The sequence below is a fragment of the Planctomycetia bacterium genome, from assembly GCA_034440135.1.
In the GTDB taxonomy this organism is placed as follows: Bacteria; Planctomycetota; Planctomycetia; order Pirellulales; family JALHLM01; genus JALHLM01.
On sequence record JAWXBP010000012.1, the window covers coordinates 1 to 17,004 of the forward strand.

12 protein-coding genes are annotated in these 17,004 nt (G+C 62.3%); 3 read left to right on the top strand and 9 right to left on the bottom strand.

The annotated features are described in order from the left end of the window. Positions 1-763: ATP-binding protein (locus tag SGJ19_00740; protein MDZ4778760.1), on the bottom strand; the 763-nt coding region annotated here is incomplete at its 3' end. Between the two features lie 379 nt (positions 764-1,142). Between SGJ19_00740 and SGJ19_00745 the strand changes: the two genes are divergently transcribed. After that, positions 1,143-1,415, top strand: coding sequence for a hypothetical protein (locus tag SGJ19_00745; GenBank protein ID MDZ4778761.1), 273 nt, complete (start codon positions 1,143-1,145; stop codon positions 1,413-1,415). A gap of 199 nt (positions 1,416-1,614) precedes the next feature. Here the strand turns inward: SGJ19_00745 and SGJ19_00750 are convergent, their stop codons facing one another. From SGJ19_00750 to SGJ19_00785, 8 genes are all read right to left on the bottom strand, one after another. Next, entirely contained in the window at positions 1,615-3,990 is a 2,376-nt protein-coding gene (locus SGJ19_00750) for a VWA domain-containing protein (protein ID MDZ4778762.1), read from the bottom strand. Beyond that, on the bottom strand, positions 3,987-6,185 hold the full coding sequence (locus tag SGJ19_00755) for a VWA domain-containing protein (protein MDZ4778763.1): 2,199 nt from the start codon (positions 6,183-6,185) through the stop codon (positions 3,987-3,989). Before SGJ19_00755 ends, SGJ19_00750 begins: the two co-directional genes overlap by 4 nt. Positions 6,186-6,245: 60 nt before the next feature. Beyond that, positions 6,246-7,160, bottom strand: coding sequence for a DUF58 domain-containing protein (locus tag SGJ19_00760; protein ID MDZ4778764.1), 915 nt, complete (start codon positions 7,158-7,160; stop codon positions 6,246-6,248). Beyond that, positions 7,105-8,157: a MoxR family ATPase gene (locus SGJ19_00765; protein MDZ4778765.1), complete on the bottom strand. Its 1,053-nt coding sequence runs from the start codon at positions 8,155-8,157 to the stop codon at positions 7,105-7,107. The genes SGJ19_00760 and SGJ19_00765 overlap by 56 nt, the downstream gene beginning before the upstream one ends. Before the next feature lie 51 nt (positions 8,158-8,208). After that, the gene (locus SGJ19_00770) at positions 8,209-10,398 is read right to left on the bottom strand and encodes a PQQ-binding-like beta-propeller repeat protein (protein MDZ4778766.1); all 2,190 of its coding nucleotides are present in this window, start codon (positions 10,396-10,398) and stop codon (positions 8,209-8,211) included. A 171-nt stretch (positions 10,399-10,569) separates the two neighbouring features. Beyond that, positions 10,570-11,742 (bottom strand): hypothetical protein, encoded by a 1,173-nt coding sequence (locus tag SGJ19_00775; protein ID MDZ4778767.1) that lies wholly within the window; start codon positions 11,740-11,742, stop codon positions 10,570-10,572. Next, a complete protein-coding gene (locus SGJ19_00780; GenBank protein ID MDZ4778768.1) occupies positions 11,736-12,887 on the bottom strand; it encodes a hypothetical protein in 1,152 nt (383 codons plus the stop codon). The genes SGJ19_00775 and SGJ19_00780 overlap by 7 nt, the downstream gene beginning before the upstream one ends. 19 nt (positions 12,888-12,906) lie before the next feature. Next, the gene (locus SGJ19_00785; GenBank protein MDZ4778769.1) at positions 12,907-14,187 is read right to left on the bottom strand and encodes a GAF domain-containing SpoIIE family protein phosphatase; all 1,281 of its coding nucleotides are present in this window, start codon (positions 14,185-14,187) and stop codon (positions 12,907-12,909) included. A gap of 182 nt (positions 14,188-14,369) precedes the next feature. On the opposite strand from SGJ19_00785, the gene SGJ19_00790 reads away from it, so the two are divergent. After that, positions 14,370-15,341 carry a rhomboid family intramembrane serine protease gene (locus SGJ19_00790; GenBank protein ID MDZ4778770.1) on the top strand — a complete coding sequence of 324 codons (972 nt, stop codon included), beginning with the start codon at positions 14,370-14,372 and terminating at the stop codon, positions 15,339-15,341. A gap of 289 nt (positions 15,342-15,630) precedes the next feature. Beyond that, positions 15,631-17,004, top strand: a 1,374-nt coding sequence (locus SGJ19_00795; protein ID MDZ4778771.1) for a glutamine--tRNA ligase/YqeY domain fusion protein, incomplete at its 3' end; no start/stop codon positions are given.

Genomic DNA, 17,004 nt, shown 5'->3' on the forward strand with positions numbered 1-17,004 from the left:
CCGGGTGGGGGGCGACGGGGAGTTTGATCGTAAACGACGTCCCTTTGCCGACGGTGCTTTCCACGCGGATACGACCGTGGTGTTCTTCGACGATATCCCGGCAGGCCGAAAGGCCGAGGCCGGTGCCGCCCTTGCCCGAAGCGTCCGGGCCGCTCTTGGTGCTGAAGAAGCGGTCGAAGATTCGAGGGAGCGCCTGCTCTGGGATGCCGCGGCCGTTGTCGCGGACCACGAGGTCGACCATGTTGTGTTCCGCGTCGGGCGCGACGCGAATCATGATCCGTCCCCCCTGCGGCATCGCCTGCCGGGCGTTGGTCAGCAGGTTCAACAGCACTTGCTGAATCTGGCTCGGGCGGCAAAGGGCCTCGGGCGCCGCCTCGAATTTCGTCTCAACGGTCACGCGGTACTTGTTCATCTCGCGCTCCATCAACACGAGCGCGTCGTCGATCAGCTTGGGCAGCTCGATGGGCACGAAGGCCTCGGCGCGATTCCGCGCGATGCCCAAGACGCCATTGGTGATCTTCGCGGCGCGATTGCTGGCGGCCAGGATCTTGTCGAACGCGCGGTCGCGGGTCGCCTGATCCTTGTGGCGCAGGCCGAGCTTGGCGTAGTTGATGATGGTCATCAACACGTTGTTGAATTCGTGCGTGGTCGTGCTGACCAATTCGCCGACGGCGATCAGCCGTTGTGCGTGTTGAAGTTGTTCCTTCAACAGCGCGCATTGCTGCTGTAAATCGTCGGTGTCGTGCGTGCCGCCTACAGACATTCCCCCCACCCCCGCGCGCTTGCCGCAGTTTTGCGTCTTTGCCCGAATTGCCTCGTCGCCGCCTGCTTACCCGGCCTGCGTCGCTTAACTCATTATTTATCCGTTACTTAGCGATACGGGTCATATCGTCGAGCCGGCCTAGGGAACTGGAAGGCAAGCGGGTAATATCCGCGCCGCTACGCGGCAGGTTGAGGTCTTCAAGGCGAGTTTGAAGTTTTCAGTGTTCAGTTTTCAGTATTTGGCCGCGCAGGCTTCGCAAGAATCATCAGTTATCTGGGAGTCCCTACTCGCTTTCCCGATGAACTCGCGCTTCCAGTTCTCCCTACTGAAAACTGAACACTGAAAAGTTCAAACTCCTCCAAAACTTCAAACTCTCCCCATGCCCTCCACCGTCGAACTTCTTGATCAAGCGCTCGATCTCTGCCAGCGACTTGGCTATACGATTCGCCAGGAGTTTCTCGGCGGTTCCGGCGGCGGGGGGTGCGAACTTCGTGGGCGGAAGTACCTGTTCGTCGATTTGGCGCTGCATCACTTGGAGCAGTTCGACCAGGTTTGCGAAACCCTCCGCGACGACCCGCTCTTACTGACCGTCGCCGTTCCGGCTCCGCTGCGGGCGCATCTTATTCAGCCAGCAACGCGCAAAGCGGGATAGTGTACGGCCGCGCTACAGCAGTCCTTTGTTGTGCGCGGGTCTCCCGACCCCGCACCTAGGGCAGACCGAAGGTCTCAAAAGGCGACATCGCCTGAGCACAAGCTCAACGCACATAAATGGGAGACCTGCGGTCGGTTTGCGTGCGGGGTCGGGAGACCCACGCACAACATGATGGCCTACACACAACATTTCGTGAGCGCTACAAAAGTCCTTTGCGCTTGCGCAGGAGCCACTCGGTGATCAGCAGCGTGATCACGAGCGCTAGCACGGGCCATTGGTTCCAGAGCACGACGGGCGGGAGCGTCTCGACGGGGATTTGACGGCCGCTGGGGAGTTCGCGCCAAAGTTGTTCGACGTTGGCCAGCGTGTAAAATTTTCCCTTGGTCAGCGTCGCGACGCGCTGAAGTTCGGCGACATCGGTTTCGATCCGCTCCGTTTCACCGGGCGGCGGTGTCACGCGGAACTCGACGCTGGGCGGTTTTCCGGGCGACGCTGGCGCGCTGAGCCAGACGCGATACTTGCCTTCGGCCGGTTGTTGGAGCGTGCCTTCGAAGCTGCCCGGCGTCGCTCCTGACGCGAGCGCCAACGTTTGCACGCGTTGCCCTTGCCGCTCGACGACCAGCGAGACGCCATCGCCCGCAGTCGGAGTCTGGCGATCATCCGTGAAGCGGACGTGCAATCGCGGCGATTCGCCGCGCCGGTATTCGCGGCGATCGGCGATGATCTCCGCGATGCGATCCTCGTCGGCGGCGCGAGTGTGGCCGAGGTAACGAATCATCTGCACCCAATAGCGGCCGAAGTACAAATCGCCGACACGGAACCGCCAGCGGTACGATTCATCCGTGGCCTGGTAGAGCACCTTCCCCGCGCCGACGAACTGCAACGCTACGAGCGGCAGCGGTCGCCCATCCGCGCCGAGACGCGTCGGATGTTCCAACAACACGCGCGCACCCGGGCGGGCGCGCGCCGCTGGCTCGAACCAAAACCAGGGCGGCAGCGCTTCCCAGACGGCGGTGGTTTCGCTCAGCGTGTCGGCGATCTGACAGCCGGGACTCGCGGCGCCGAGGTCGGTGAGCCGCGGAACAAAGCCCTCGGTGGCGGGCGCAGTCGTCGCGCCCGCGGTGGGATCCAAATCGACCGGCAGCAGTTTTTCGAGCGGCCTGCCGGCGTAAGCGCGGGGCGTGAAGCGCGGCCCCGCGACGACGGCCAGTCCGCCGCCTTTTTCGCTGACAAAGTCGCGCAGCAGATCGAGCGCTAGTGCGCCGAGGAAATCCGGATGGGCGTCGCCGAAGAGTACCACGTCGAAATGCCGGAGCTCGTCACGGTCCGCGGGAAAGACCTTGAGCGCCGTCTTGTCGCTTTCGGCGTATTCCAAGTCGGCGTCTTGCAGCACCGTTTTCAGATCGATGGTCGACTCGCGTTCCAAGAGCGCTTTCAACCGTCGAAATTCCAGGCTCGGCTGCCACCAGACCATCAGCACGCGGAGTTTGTCTTTGCGGACTTGAAGGGTGCGCGATGCGGCATTGTTTTCCGCGTCCGCTTCGTCGGATTGCGGGGCGATCCGGACGGCCAGTTCGAGCTCTCCTTCCTCCGTCGGGCGATAAGCAATGCGCGCGCGTTCCGGGACGCCATCGGCCGCGAGCGTCAGGGGCGTTTCCGCAAGCACATTGCCCGAGGCGACATCGACCAACTGGGCGGCGACTCCTTGCTGCGCGTAGCCAGAAGCCGTGACGGTGAACTCGAAGTTCACCACGTCATTGATGAAGACCACTTCATCCACTAGCAGGTCGCTGATTTCGGTGTCGCGTACCGGCTCGCTGCTGCCGATGGCCACCGTGTACAGCGGCACGCCCTTGCGCCGCGCCAACTGCGCGGCGTCCGCGAGCGACGTTCCGGCCGTGTTGACGCCGTCGGACATCAGCACGATCGCAGCGGGTGGCGTCCCGCGCAGGTCGTCCAGGACCGCATCGATGCCATTGCCCAGTCGGCTCCATTCGCCGGCCGGTTCCAGTGCCGATAGTTGCGCGGTCAGTTCCTGCAGGTCGCCGTCGATGCGCCGCGCGGCGGATGAGATTGCATACAGGCGCAGCCGCTGCTCGGCGCTCATGCGCTTTAATGCGCGGGCATCGTTCGCGGTGAGGATACTCCGTGCGACATCCAGGCGCGAGGCCGGCGCGGAACTATCCGCCGGTCGATACTTGGCGACGGCTTTTTCACTGGCGTCGTCGTGATACTGGTCGACCGTGGCCATACTGGCCGAGTCGTCGATCAGCACCACCGTATACGGCAGTCCGCTGCGCTGTAGCGATAACATCCAGGCCGCGAGCATCCAGAGCACGATGCCGAGTGCCGCGATGCGCAGACCGGCGAGCAATCCGCGCGCCCAACGACCGGCGGAGCGGCGCTCCCAGCTATAGAGCCAGACGATGTACCCGGCCAACATTGCGATCAGCAGCAACGTGACCCACGGCGCGAGACGCCAGGCGTGTTCCAAGCGCCAAAGCGTGCCTTCGCCCGGCGCGGAGCTGTCAACGCCAAGCCAACGCTCAAGCCAGACGGGGAGTCGATCGCTCATGCCGCCCTCGCGCCGCTGTACCAGGCCAGCGTACTCTCGGCCACCATGGCCAGTAGCGCGGCGAGCAATAGCCCTTGATGCATGGGCGTGGCGCGCGACAAACCAACGCTCGGCGTGTCCTCCGAGCCATGCCAATCGGCGGTGTATTGAAACGCCACGCCCTGCCAAATGCGTTCGCGCAGTTCGCTTTCGTGCAATCGCGCTAGTTCACCTTCCCGTGGATCGACATTCACGGCGAACCTCGCTTCCGTCGCGATGGGAGCGTTCCAGGCGGCGCGATAGACGCCGGACGTATACGTCTCCCCAAAAGCCCAGCGCGCGTGGCCGTCGTCGGAAGCGGTCGTGACGATCGATTCCACATCGCGCGGATTCGTTACGCGCACGGGCACGTCGGCGACCGCGGTTCCCAAGTTGCCGCCGAACGGCCGGCCGACGAGGAGATTTCGCTCCTCGGTTTTGCCTTGAATCGACGCCATCAACATTTCTTGCACGAGCGGCACGAAGCTCGGCCACACCGGCAACAGCGTCCAATCGCGATCCGCCGCGGACGTCGCGACCAGAATCGACACGCCGCGCTCGACTGGAGCTTCCACGATCCAGGCGTCGCCCCCGGCGATTGCGGCGACCACTTGCGCGCCGTGCTCCGTGTCCGGTAACAAACGGAAGTAATGGCTGATCGGCGTGGTCAGCAGCCCGGCTTGTTCCTGATCGCGAAACGGACTGACGATGGCGTGCCGGTAGCCAAGCGGATCGACCGGCTGTTGATTCTCGGCGACCAATTCACCGATCGTCGCCGGCAGCACGCGCGGCGCGCCGTCCTGGCCGCACAGCCGCTGGTTGTAATTCTTGGCGTCAACCTGCGGCCCCAGGAACGTCACCAGGCCGCCGCCCGCCGCGAGATAGGATTCCAGAAGCCTCGCTTCAGCCGCTGTGAATTGACGAACGTCCGACAGGAACACGCAGTCGAAACCCGTGAGCTGGTTCTCCAGCCAGGTACCTTCCGTGGCGACTACCACGTCAACGAGACCATTGTCGCTTGCTCTATCGACCGGCGACAACGCGACGCGCAAATAGTCCGTCGCGCCAGGCCGGCCTTGGCTGCGCGGATTGCCGTCGACGCACAGCACGCGCAACCGATCGCGGACAGGCAAGCTAAGCCAGCGGTGGTTGTCGATGTCCAGCTTGTCGCCGGAGATGCGCGCTTCCACGGCATGATCGCCCGGGCTGTCGAAGCGGTGCCGAAATGAAGTTGCCGCCGTGCCGCCGGCTTTTACATCGACTTGCGCGGCGCCAACGCGTGCGCCGTCGACCAGGAATTCTACGCGTACCTGGCTGTGATCGCGGCGACCATGGTTCAGCAGTTGGACCTCGAATCGCGTCTCGCGCCCCACGGCCGAGAAACGGTCCGGCGTGATGAGTTCCGCGACGGCGATGTTTTCTTGGTCGTCCTGACCCACGTCGACGACCACGAGCGACGTCCCCTCGCTGACCAAAGTTGCGGCGCGATCGTGAATGGCTTGTCGCGATCCGCGGTCCGCCGGGTTCCAGCTCGGACCGCACAGATCACTGACAATGTACACCTCATCGCGCGATAGTTTTCGTTCGTCGCGCCGCGCGGCACGCAACACCTCATTCGCAGTTGCCAGAGAAGCGGCGACGTCCCCCCCGCCATGCGGAAGCTGCAGTGTTTCCAGCTCCGCCAGGAACTCACTGCGCGCGAAGGACGGCGTCTGCACGATGACGCGCGGCGGCGCGCTCATCAGTACTAGCGTGAACCCGTCCCCCTGCGGACTTTCGTCGACGATGCGCGTGATAACTTGCTTGGCCGACTCGAAACGCGCGGCCTGGTCGATTCGGTAGCCCATCGAGTAGGAGCCGTCGAGCACGAACAAGCGATGGGTCCGCGCGCCGGCCGCGTGAGCGAGCCCTAGTCCCTGGATTACGGGATCAGCCACGGCCGCGACGAGCAGCAACACGATCAACGTCCGCAGCGCCAGCAACAACCACTGCTCGATCTGAATCCGCCGCACGTTTTTGCGCATCGCGGCCAGCAGATACTCCATCGCCGCCCAAGTTTGCTCCCGATAGCGCCGCCGATTCAACAAATGAATCAAAATCGGCGCAGCCGCCGCCACCGCCCAAAGCAACATCCAGGGCTGCGTGAACAAGGCGACGATCGGCGTGAAGGAAAGCATTGATGGTATTGGTCGGAACAGCGGAGATGCAGAGTTAGAAATTCGTCATTCTCCCCCCTCTCATCTTGTTCGTTCCAGTCGTTTGCTCAGATAACTAGTCAGGGCGACATCCAGCGGTTGGTCGGTGCGGAGTTGTACGTAGTCGGCGCGTTGTTCCTGGCAGGACTTGCGGACTTCCAGCAGGAACTTCTCGAATTCCGCCAGATAGGCCTTCCGCAACGTGCGCGGGTCCGTGAGCGTGTCGGGCCAGGCTTCGAGGCCCTTAAAGAGCGTTGTTTGTTCAAACGGGAAATCGAGCTCCGCCGGGTCGAGCACGTGGAAGACGATCACTTCGTGGCGGCGATGGCGAAGGTGCTTGAGACCCGCCAGCAACGAGGCGACGTTGTCGAACAGATCGCTTAGCAACACGACGACGCCGCGCTTCGGCAGCCGTTCGGCCAGCTCATGCAGAATCGCCCCGGCGGCGGTCTTGCGGCCCGTTTCGGCACGCTCCATGACGTGCGTGAGTTGCTTAAAATGCGAGGGATTGCCCGCTGGGCGGACCAACGACCGCACTTCCTGATCGAACACCGCGAGACCCACGCTGTCTTGTTGCCGTAGCACGAGATAGGCGAGCGCCGCGGCCACGGTCCGCGCGTAATCGAGTTTCGACATTGGCGCGTCGGAGCTTTGATACGTCATGCTCTCGCTGGCGTCGAGCGCCAGGTAGCAGATCAGGTTCGTTTCTTCCTCGTATTGCTTGAGATAGTACTTATCGGTCTTGCCGTAAACTTTCCAATCCACATGGCGCACGTCGTCGCCCGGCGCGTATTCGCGGTGCTCGGCGAATTCCACCGAGAAACCGTGAAACGGGCTGCGATGCATCCCGGACACATAGCCTTCGACGATCGAGCGCGCACGCAGCTCGAGCCCCGCCAGCTTAGCCAGCGTCCGCGGATCGAAACACGTTGGCGTGGGTTCGGTGGGTGGTGTCATATTCCACAGGTTCGATCAACGAGGCCAACCGAGAGACGATGTCGTCCGGCTTCACGCCGTCGGCCTCGGCGTTGAAATTGGTCACGATACGATGCCGCAACACCGGCGCGGCGACGGCGCGGATATCCTCGCACGTGGCATGAAAGCGCCCGTGCAAGACGGCCCGGGCCTTGGCGCCGAGCACGAGGTATTGACTCGCCCGCGGCCCCGCGCCCCAACTGACATATTGCTTGATGAAGTCCGGGACTTGCCCTTTCTCGCGCCGCGTGAGTCGCGTGAATTGCAAGGCGTAGCGCAATACATGGTCGGCCACCGGAACCTTTCGCACGATCTGCTGCAGCGATTGAATCTCGTCGGCGTTTAGCAAGGCCGTGATCTTGTGCGAGACGTCCGAGGTGGTCTGACGCACAATCTGTAGCTCTTCCTCTTCGCTCGGATAGTCCACCATCACGTTGAACATGAAGCGATCCAACTGCGCCTCGGGCAACGGGTACGTGCCTTCTTGCTCGATGGGATTCTGCGTGGCCAGCACGAAGAACGGCTCCGCCAGCAAATGCCGCCGGCCGCCGACGGTCACCTGATGTTCCTGCATCGCTTCCAGCAACGCGGCCTGCGTCTTCGGCGGCGTGCGGTTGATCTCGTCCGCCAGAATGATGTTCGCGAAGACAGGTCCTTCGAGAAACTTGAATGCGCGTTCGCCGGTCGCCTTGTCTTCCTGAATGACTTCAGTGCCCGTGATGTCGGAGGGCATCAAGTCCGGCGTGAACTGGATGCGATTGAACTTGAGCGACAGCGTCGACGCGAGCGAGCGAATCAACAACGTCTTCGCCAGGCCCGGCACGCCGACCAACAGGCAATGCCCGCGCGCGAACATCGCGATCAGCAGTTCTTCGATGACCTGCTGTTGGCCGACGATGGTCTTGGTCAGCTCGCGCGTGATCTTTTCATACGCCTCGTGCAGCCGTTGCACCGCCTGAACATCATCCGTTGGCAGCATCGTGAATTCCGCTATGACGCGAAGTTAAGTGTTCTCTTAGAGCCGGAAGCGTCAGCGCCCGGAGCGCATCGGCGCCAACCCGCGAGCTTCCAGTGTATCCGACGACGGCCGGACTGTTTGGGATTGCCCGTCGGCCTCGACTTTCTCGCCGATTTGCCCGAACATCGTGAAACCCAGCAATTGCGTGGGCGTGGCGATGACCATTCGCCCTCGGGAGGCCACCAGATTGCCGCCGATCGCGTCGTTTCCGTCCGGCAGTCGCCGCCGCAGGTCCATCACGTCGACGGCTGCGCCGGATCGTTGATCGAACACGTAGATGGCGTCGCGCGTCGGCCAATAAACCTTGTCGCCCGCCAGCAGGCCGCGGCCGAAGCCCCGCAGCGACGATTGTTCCGGCCACACGTGGGCGATCTTGCCGGTTTCGACGTCGATCCACCAGAGCCGATCGCCACTGGCCAAAAGTCTGCCGCCGGCCACGCCGAGTAGTTGCACAACGTCGTCGGCGTGCGGCGCTTCCCAAAGCGCGCGGCCGCTGCCAGCGTCGAGCGCGAAGATGCGATCGCAATCGGACGGCGCGGCGATCACGCGCCCGCGATCGTAAACGCACGGCGTGAGATCGCGATAAAAATGTGCGGCCGGGCGGCTCAAGTCGCCTGATTTTGGACGCGGGTACCTGGCGATCCAGGCGATTTGCCCATCGTTCACATCGAGCGCCGCGATGCAGCCAAGGTTGGTGTTGTAGTACAGCATGCCCTGCGCCAGCGTGAGCAGGTTGTGCGTGCATTCCTCGACGACGCCCCGGGCGGGCGATTGCGCGGAACAAATGAATCGCCGCCATTTCAGCTGCCCGGTTTCCGCGTCGTAACACGCCACGTGCGCCTGCGGATTGACCTCGCTGCGCCGCAGGCCGACGTAAACCTGTTCGCCATCGACAACCGGCGTGCCCTCGAACGCCCAGCCGTCTTCGTTTTGCGCGATCGTCCACAGCAACCGGCCTTCGGCGTGCAGATCGAGGCAGGCGATATGCCCGCTCGAACGCACCGGCGGATTGCCTTGAATGCCCCCGGTGACTTGCGAACCCATCCGCGCGAAGAGCTTGTTGCCGTGAACCGTGAGCGTAAATCGCGGCACGCCGAGCGCGCTCCGCACATAGCTGGCGCGCTGCGTGGCCGCGACCGCCATGTCGCCGGGATAGATAATCGGCGAATCGCCCCAGGCGGGCTTGCCGGTCCGCACGTCGTAGGCCAACACGTTGTCGGCCGTGCTAACGAGTAACAGATTGCCGACGATCAGCGGGTGATAGCTCAGCAATTGCCCGCGCTCTTCGCCCACGCGGCGCGACTGCGCGAGTCCCGAGACGAACGCCTGTTGCGAAGCCGGCGCAGGTCCAAGTTCGATCGCAGGCCAGGCCGGCGCGCCGAGATCGATTTCACCAGCCACGATCCGGCTGCGCGACGCATCGCCCGCGAAGGAGAGCCAATCGTCCGCCAGCGTCGACGCCGCGGGCCACTTGGCGGCATCCGCCAGCAGCTTTTCCAGGAACTCGGTGTAGACGACGTCGCGTCCCGCGAAGCGGCCTTTGGCGCCGGCGTGTAATTCTTTGTATCGCGTGAGCTCCCCGGCAGCGCGGGTCAGATCGCCGTCGAGAATGGAAACCAAAATCAGTCGCGCGCGGACCGCGGCCGCATCGAGGTCGGCGTCGGGATAGGCGAGTTGCCTGGGTAGGCCATCGTCGCCGGGCGCTTGGGGAATCAAGCGTTCCCAAAGTTGCCGCGCCTCGGCGGTGCGTCCGGATTCGAGCGCCATTTCGGCCAGCGATTCCAGCGCATCGTCGCCACGGCTACTGCAGAAGGCCTCGCGTAAAAGTTTGCGCAGCGGCGCGGGATCGCGACTCCGCTGCCCCTCGGCGAAGAGGGAATCCGCCTGGGCGTCGGCTTGTCCGCGATACAGGCGCAGCGCGTCGGCCGGCAAGGTGGAGAGCAGCAATTGGCAATAATCCCGCACGCCAACGCTGCGCCACGGACCGACGGCGATCACCTGCTCGCCGTGCTGCTGCTCGACCAGCCGCAGGATGTCGATCACCTCGCCCCAACGCTCGCCGGCACGGGCCGCCCGCATGCGTTCGAGATGAGCTTTGCCGGCGCTGGTCAGTTCGTCGAGTTGAACCAACTCGGAGAGTTCAAAAGCCCCGCCGACGCCAAATTGCCCCAGCGCCACGCTACCCGAGAGCGCGAGCGACACGACGAAACCGATGCAGCAATAGCGCGGCGCAGCAAAAATGCGAAGCCACCCCTCCGCGCGCGACGCGCAACAACGGCGCAGCGGTCCGATTGTGCTGAGAAATGAATGCCTACCGGTAGTATAGGGCGGGCGGAGGCTGGGGAGAAGCGTTGCCCGGATCGGGCGTTTCGCTTACGGTCCGTTCTGAAGCTTGCCTTGCCAGAACAAGGACTCGCCTGCTGGCGTCAGCAGCGTGTCCTTGAGCTGCAATTGCGTGGGCACAGTGAACTGCAACAGGACCGGAACGTCGGCGTCGTCGATGAGAGTGCCGTTCAACTTAATTGATTCAAGTTCAAAGCAATCAGCGAGGTGACGAAGTCCATCACCGGAGACGGCGGTGTTGGAAAGGTCGATGTCGCAGAGTTCGGCGCCATGCAGGTGGCGTAGCCCTGTGTCGGTGATCTTGGTTCCGGCCAGTGATAGTCGATACAACGGCAGTTTGCTGATGTTCTCCAGTCCAGCATCATCGAACTGCGTTTGATTCAACTCCACGCGCGTCAATTGCGCAAGTCCGCTCAGATGCTCGCCACAGGCGCCGGTCACGCGCGTCCCGGAAAGGTCAAGCTGAATCAGCGACTTCATGCCGACGAGATGCGAGACGCCTTCATCGGTGACGGGAGTGTTACTCAGATCTAGGAAGTCCACGCCGCGACGCCCTACGAAGTTTTTCAGGCCCGCGTCGGTGATCTTGGTATTGCGAGCTACCAGTCGACGAAGTTGCGTCAGTTGGGCGACGTGCGCCAGACCGGCGTCGGTCGTACCTGGCGGTAGCGCAAGTGAATTCAGATTGGGAAGTTCCAATAGCCGGGCGAGACCCTCGTCAGTGATTTGGGACCGTTGCAAGTCAAGATGGACGATGTTGCGATGCCGCACCAGCTCGGCCATCAGTCGGTCGTCAACTTCCTGGCCATCAAGATGGACGATCGCGATACCGGGGAAATCACGGATCAACTCGAACGCTCGCGGCGCCGGCGATTCTTGACCGAACATCACCACGCTTAAGTTCTGCGCCCGATCGGCCTCGCGCCAGCTCTGCCACCAATTCATGTTCCCGATGACATCGGGAGTCCATTGCCGGTAGTCTTCCGTGAAGCCAACGCCCACGCCGAGCTTTTGCAACTCCGCAATCTTCGCCCAACGCTGCTTGCCCTTTTCAATCCGGTGCGCCGCCAACCCCAAGAGCGCGCCGATGAGGCAGATCAGCACCAGAAAAGTCCGCAGGCTGAAGCGCAGTCGGGGGATTCGCCAGCGCTTCGTGGCTGGCCGCGGTTTCGCGGCAACCGTCGCGTCGATTTGGTCTACCATCGGCGCACCCATGGCTGACATTTCACCTTGCTCTTGAGCAACACCGCTTCCCCGGCCATTGTAATGCCAGTCTCTCGGCAATCGAGTTCGTACAGAAACGGTACGTTGGCGAGCATCGGTGCGTCGGCGTCCGAAACCGGTAGGCCGCGGATCTGCAAGAAGTTCAATTCAGGGCACTCGGTGAGGTTCGCCAGCCCAGCGGGCGTGACTTTCGTGTTCGACAAATCGAGACAGGTCAACAAGTGCGGGCCGGGCAGAAAGATCATGCCAGAGTCGGTGACGTCTGTTTCCGCAAGCGTTAAGTCCTGCAAGACCGGAAAACTGCCGATTGCGGCCAGCCCGGCGTCATCGAAACGAGTGCGACTAAGTTCCAGACGTCGCAGATTCGTGCAGTCAACGAAGGTCGCAGCACATTGGCCCGTGACGCGAGTGCCGGACAAATCTAACGCCACGAGATTTTTCATTCCAGCCAAATACGCCACGCCTTCGTCGGTGATGCGGGTGTCGCGCAGGCCAAGTTCATACATCCCAGTGAGGCCTCGTAGATGCTTTAGGCCCTCGTCCGTGACCGGGCCGCCGGCGCCCCGGATTCCGAGCAGGTTGGGTACTTTCGCCACATGGATGAAGCCTGCATCGCCAATTCCAGGAGGGAGTTCAATCCCCCTCAATTTGGGCAATTCGGTTAGTCGCGCCAGCCCTTCATCGGTGATGCATGATTTAGACAGGTCGAGATACACAATCTTCTTATGACGGACTAACTCGCCCAAGATGCCGTCATCAGCGCCTTCCCCCATCAAATGGACATTTTCGATACTCGGAAAATCCCGCAGCAGCTCGAAGGCCCGCGGTGCCGGAGTCCGTGATGTGAATTGAACGGAACTGAGTCGCAACGTGTGATTGGCGTAGTGCATAGTCTGCCACCACGTCATATCCGCGATGACCGCAGGCGTCCAATCGATATAGGTATCGTCGTCATGGAAACTGACATGCACGCCTAACCGCTGCAACTCCGCGATCGTCGCCCAGCGCTGCTTTCCGGTTTCAATCCGATGCGCCGCCAATCCTAAGAGCGCGCCGATGATGCAGATCAAGACCAGGAAGGTCCGCAGGCTGAAGCGTAGTCGTGGAATTCGCCAGCGTTTCATATTCGCTGTCCTGAACAATTCACTTCCGCCGTACCGCCAGAATCGTCAAATCGTCCGGCGGGTAGTCGCCTTCAAAATGTTGTTCCACGCACGCGCCGACGTAGCGGACCAGGTCCGGCAGCGGTTGCGCGTGGTGTTCGCGCAGGATCGCTTCCAGGCGTTTCATGCCGAATTGTTCGCCGGCGGCGTCCATCGATTCCACGATGCCGTCCGTGCAGAGGAACAGCAAGTCGCCGCTGTGCATCACCACCGGCGGGCCTTGCGGATACTCGGGGCGATCCAGCACGCCGATCGGCATGCCCGTGGTTTCGAGCGTGGTGAAGGCGTTCGATTCCCGGCAATAGTGCATCGCCGGAGCGTGGCCGGCATTGGCGTATTCGACCGTGTGATTCTCCGGGTCGAGGGCCGAGAGGATCATGGTCACGAACCGGCCGTCTTGCAGGTCGTCCGCCATCGAACGCCCCAACATGCCGAGCAAAACTTCGGGCGAGGAGTGTTCGAGGATTAGCGCCCGCAACGCCGCGCGGACCGAGGCCATCAGCAAACTCGGGCCGAGTCCATGGCCGCTGACGTCAGCCACCACGAGGCCGATACGGCCGTCGCGCAGCGGAACGACATCGCAATAATCGCCGCCGACCGCTTGATTGGGGAACCACCAACTGGCGACGTCGTACCCAGGGATCTCGGGCAACCGGCTCGGCATAAAGCCGCGCTGAATATCGCGGGCGACGTTCAACGATGTCTCAATCGCCTGACTGTGATGCAATTCGTCGACCAGCAGCGCCCGATCGAGCGCGACGGCCGCGTGCTGACTGAAGGCCTGGACCAATTGCTCGTCGAAGCGCGAGAAGGCGCCGTTATTCTTGTTCAACAATTGCAAGACGCCGAGCAACCGGTTGTCGCGCGGCGAGCTGAGGGCGATGGCCAGGATGTTGCGCGTGTTGTAGCCGGTGGCGCGATCGACTGCGCGGTTCCAGCGGGCGTCCTGATAAGGATCGGACACGTTCGCTAGTTCCCGCGTCCGCGCCACGTGGCCGGTGATGCCATGGTCGAGCGAGTGGCGAATTTCAGCGATTTCCAGCTCCGTGGTCACCAGCGTGAACAATTCGTCGCGCTTGGCGTCGAACTGGAACAGGCTGGCGCGATCGCAATCGAGCGCCTTGCAGGCCTCGTGCGTGATGGTCTCCAGCACCGTGGTCAAATTGATCTCGGCGGCCAGCACCCGGGCGACGTCCAGGAGCCGATTGAGCCCTTCCAAGTGCTCCAGAAGTTCCGAGGCCGTGACCGTGTCGATGGGCATGGGATTTCAATGCGACGGGGTGCGGGGGATAGCGTCAGTCTAGCAAGGAAGGAGGTGGAGTAGGTGAAGTAGTAAGTAGGTGGAGTAGGGGGGAATCTCGCCGCTGCCCCCTGTTCTGACCGCTTTGTACCCTTCGCCTGCTCCCGGTTGCACTTGAAAAACCCCCGCTCCGCCCTAAGTTTATGGATACGGGCCGCCTTGCGCCCGGATTCCGCGCCGCCAGCCGAAACTGCGATCCGATGGGCATTTACGACCGCGACTACTATCAGGAGGACCGCCGCGGGTGGCTCGAAGGAGGCGCCCGGTCGATGGTGATCAACCTGATTTTGATCAACGTCGCGGTGTATGTGGTGGAAATCCTCTTTGGCCGGCCGCCAATGCCCGGCATGCAAAACAGCGTCGTGCAGGTCATGGGTATTGAGCCAGATTTCTGGCGCGCCCCTTGGACGATCTGGAAGCTGCTCACCTACGGCTTCACGCATAGTCCCGACGACGTGTTTCACATCCTGTTCAACATGTACGCCCTCTGGCTCTTCGGCCAGGACCTTGAGTCAACCTTGGGCCGCAAGGAATTTCTGTGGTTTTACCTCAGCGCAATTGTATTGGCGGGTCTGGGCTGGGTCGCAGCACAGTACGTCTTCTTTAAAGGCGCTCCGTCACTGTTGGTGGGGGCGTCCGGTGGCGTCATGGGCGTAGCGGTTCTTTATGCGATGCGGCACCCGCATCGCACGATCTATGTTTGGTTTATCCCGGTTCCAATTTGGCTGTTCGTCGGCTTTCTCGTGTTGAAGGACGTGATTTCGCTTCAAGGAATGTTCGTGGGTGGCGGTCGAGAGGCGAGCGGTCCACCGATTGCTTACACAGCACACATCGCCGGATCCATTTCCGGTTTCCTCTATCAGAAATACCAATGGCACCTAGGAAGTTGGCTCAGTTTCCTGCCGCGCCGGCGTAAAGGGGGCGCGGAGTTCCCCCGAGTGCTCAAGATGCGGGTGCATCGCGAGCCAGAAGCCGCTCGGCGGGATGACCTGGAAAACCAGGTGGACACCCTGTTGGACAAAATCCAACGCGAAGGCGAAGCCAGCCTCACGGCCAAGGAACGGGCCACGCTGGAAGAAGCGAGCCGGAAATACCGCGGCCGGCGAGGAAGCTGAGCACGCCTGCAGAAGGATCGATGTGGGGTGCCACTGGCGGCTTGTCCGCCAGTGCCAAAGTCGGGCCTGACTGCGGAATCGAACCCGCACTGGCGGGCAAGCCGCCAGTGGCACCCGTCGAATTGAACTTGATGCAGTGTACTTAGAAAAGAATCGCCGTTTCCCTGCGAACGGCGCGCCCTACGACAAACTTCGCCCCTCCGTTAAACTTTTGCCTTGAGACCAGGCGGCCCGTCTCCGTGTCCTCCGTGTCTCCGTGGTTAGCTCCTAGAAGGAACGCCGTTGCGCTATGGAATCGACGAACGAAGCTGCTCGACCGCGGGACTTTATCCGCGAGATCATTGACGAAGACAACCGCACCGGCAAGCACGCCGGCCGCGTCCATACCCGTTTTCCGCCGGAGCCGAACGGCTACCTGCACATCGGCCACGCCAAGAGCATCTGCCTGAACTTCGGGCTGGCGCAGGAATTCGGCGGCAAGTGCAACCTGCGATTCGACGACACGAACCCCACCAAGGAAGAAGAGGAGTACGTCCAGTCGATCGAGGAGGACGTCCGCTGGCTGGGCTTCGAGTGGAATGAGCAGCCGTTCTACGCCTCGGACTATTTTCCGCAGCTTTACGATTGGGCCGTCCAACTCATCAAGGCCGGCAAGGCTTACGTTTGCGACTTGAATGCCGACGCCATGCGCGAACATCGTGGCACGCTCACCGCGCCGGGCACGAACAGCCCGTATCGCGAGCGCTCGGTGGAAGAGAATCTCGACCTGTTCGCGCGGATGAAAGCCGGCGAATTCCCGGACGGCGCGCGGACTCTGCGCGCCAAAGTCGATATGGCGTCGCCGAACGTGAACCTGCGCGATCCTGTGTTGTATCGCATCCTGCATGCGACGCATCACCGCACCGGCGACCAGTGGTGCATCTATCCGATGTACGACTACACGCACGGTCAATCCGATTCCCTGGAACGCATCACACACAGCATCTGCACGCTGGAGTTCGAGAATCACCGGCCGCTGTACGATTGGTTCATCAAGGAACTGGGCATCTACGCGCCGCAGCAGATCGAATTCGCGCGGCTCAATCTCACCTACGCGATGATGAGCAAGCGCCGGCTGCTGGAACTGGTCCGCGAGAAGCACGTCTCCGGCTGGGACGATCCGCGGATGCTCACCATCCGCGGCCTGCGCCGTCGCGGCTACACGCCCGAGGCCATGCGGAGCTTTTGCGAGCGCATCGGTGTCGCCAAATTCAACAGTACGATCGACATGCTCGTGCTGGAAAACGCCCTGCGCGACGACCTCAACAAGCGCGCCCAGCGGGCGATGGCGGTGTTGCGGCCGCTCAAGGTGGTGATCACCAACTATCCGGAAGACCAGGTCGACGAGTTGGAAGCGATCAACAATCCCGAAGATCCGTCGATGGGCACGCGCAAGGTGCCGTTTGCGCGCGAGATCTACATCGAGCAGGATGATTTCCGTGAAGACCCGCCGAAGGGTTTTTATCGCCTCGCCCCCGGCAAGGAAGTGCGGCTGCGTTACGCGTATTTCATCACCTGCACCGAAGCGGTGAAGGACGCCGCGGGGAACGTGACGGAGCTGCGTTGCACCTACGACCCGGCCACGCGCGGCGGCAACGCCCCCGACGGCCGCAAGGTGCAAGGC

Excerpts from the sequence above, each read along its gene's own strand:
- SGJ19_00745 (MDZ4778761.1), top strand. The coding sequence starts at position 1,143 with ATGCCCTCCACCGTCGAACTTCTTGATCAAGCGCTCGATCTCTGCCAG.
- SGJ19_00750 (MDZ4778762.1), bottom strand. The coding sequence starts at position 3,990 with ATGAGCGATCGACTCCCCGTCTGGCTTGAGCGTTGGCTTGGCGTTGAC.
- SGJ19_00755 (MDZ4778763.1), bottom strand. The coding sequence starts at position 6,185 with ATGCTTTCCTTCACGCCGATCGTCGCCTTGTTCACGCAGCCCTGGATG.
- SGJ19_00760 (MDZ4778764.1), bottom strand. The coding sequence starts at position 7,160 with ATGACACCACCCACCGAACCCACGCCAACGTGTTTCGATCCGCGGACG.
- SGJ19_00765 (MDZ4778765.1), bottom strand. The coding sequence starts at position 8,157 with ATGCTGCCAACGGATGATGTTCAGGCGGTGCAACGGCTGCACGAGGCG.
- SGJ19_00775 (MDZ4778767.1), bottom strand. The coding sequence starts at position 11,742 with ATGGTAGACCAAATCGACGCGACGGTTGCCGCGAAACCGCGGCCAGCC.
- SGJ19_00780 (MDZ4778768.1), bottom strand. The coding sequence starts at position 12,887 with ATGAAACGCTGGCGAATTCCACGACTACGCTTCAGCCTGCGGACCTTC.
- SGJ19_00785 (MDZ4778769.1), bottom strand. The coding sequence starts at position 14,187 with ATGCCCATCGACACGGTCACGGCCTCGGAACTTCTGGAGCACTTGGAA.
- SGJ19_00790 (MDZ4778770.1), top strand. The coding sequence starts at position 14,370 with ATGGATACGGGCCGCCTTGCGCCCGGATTCCGCGCCGCCAGCCGAAAC.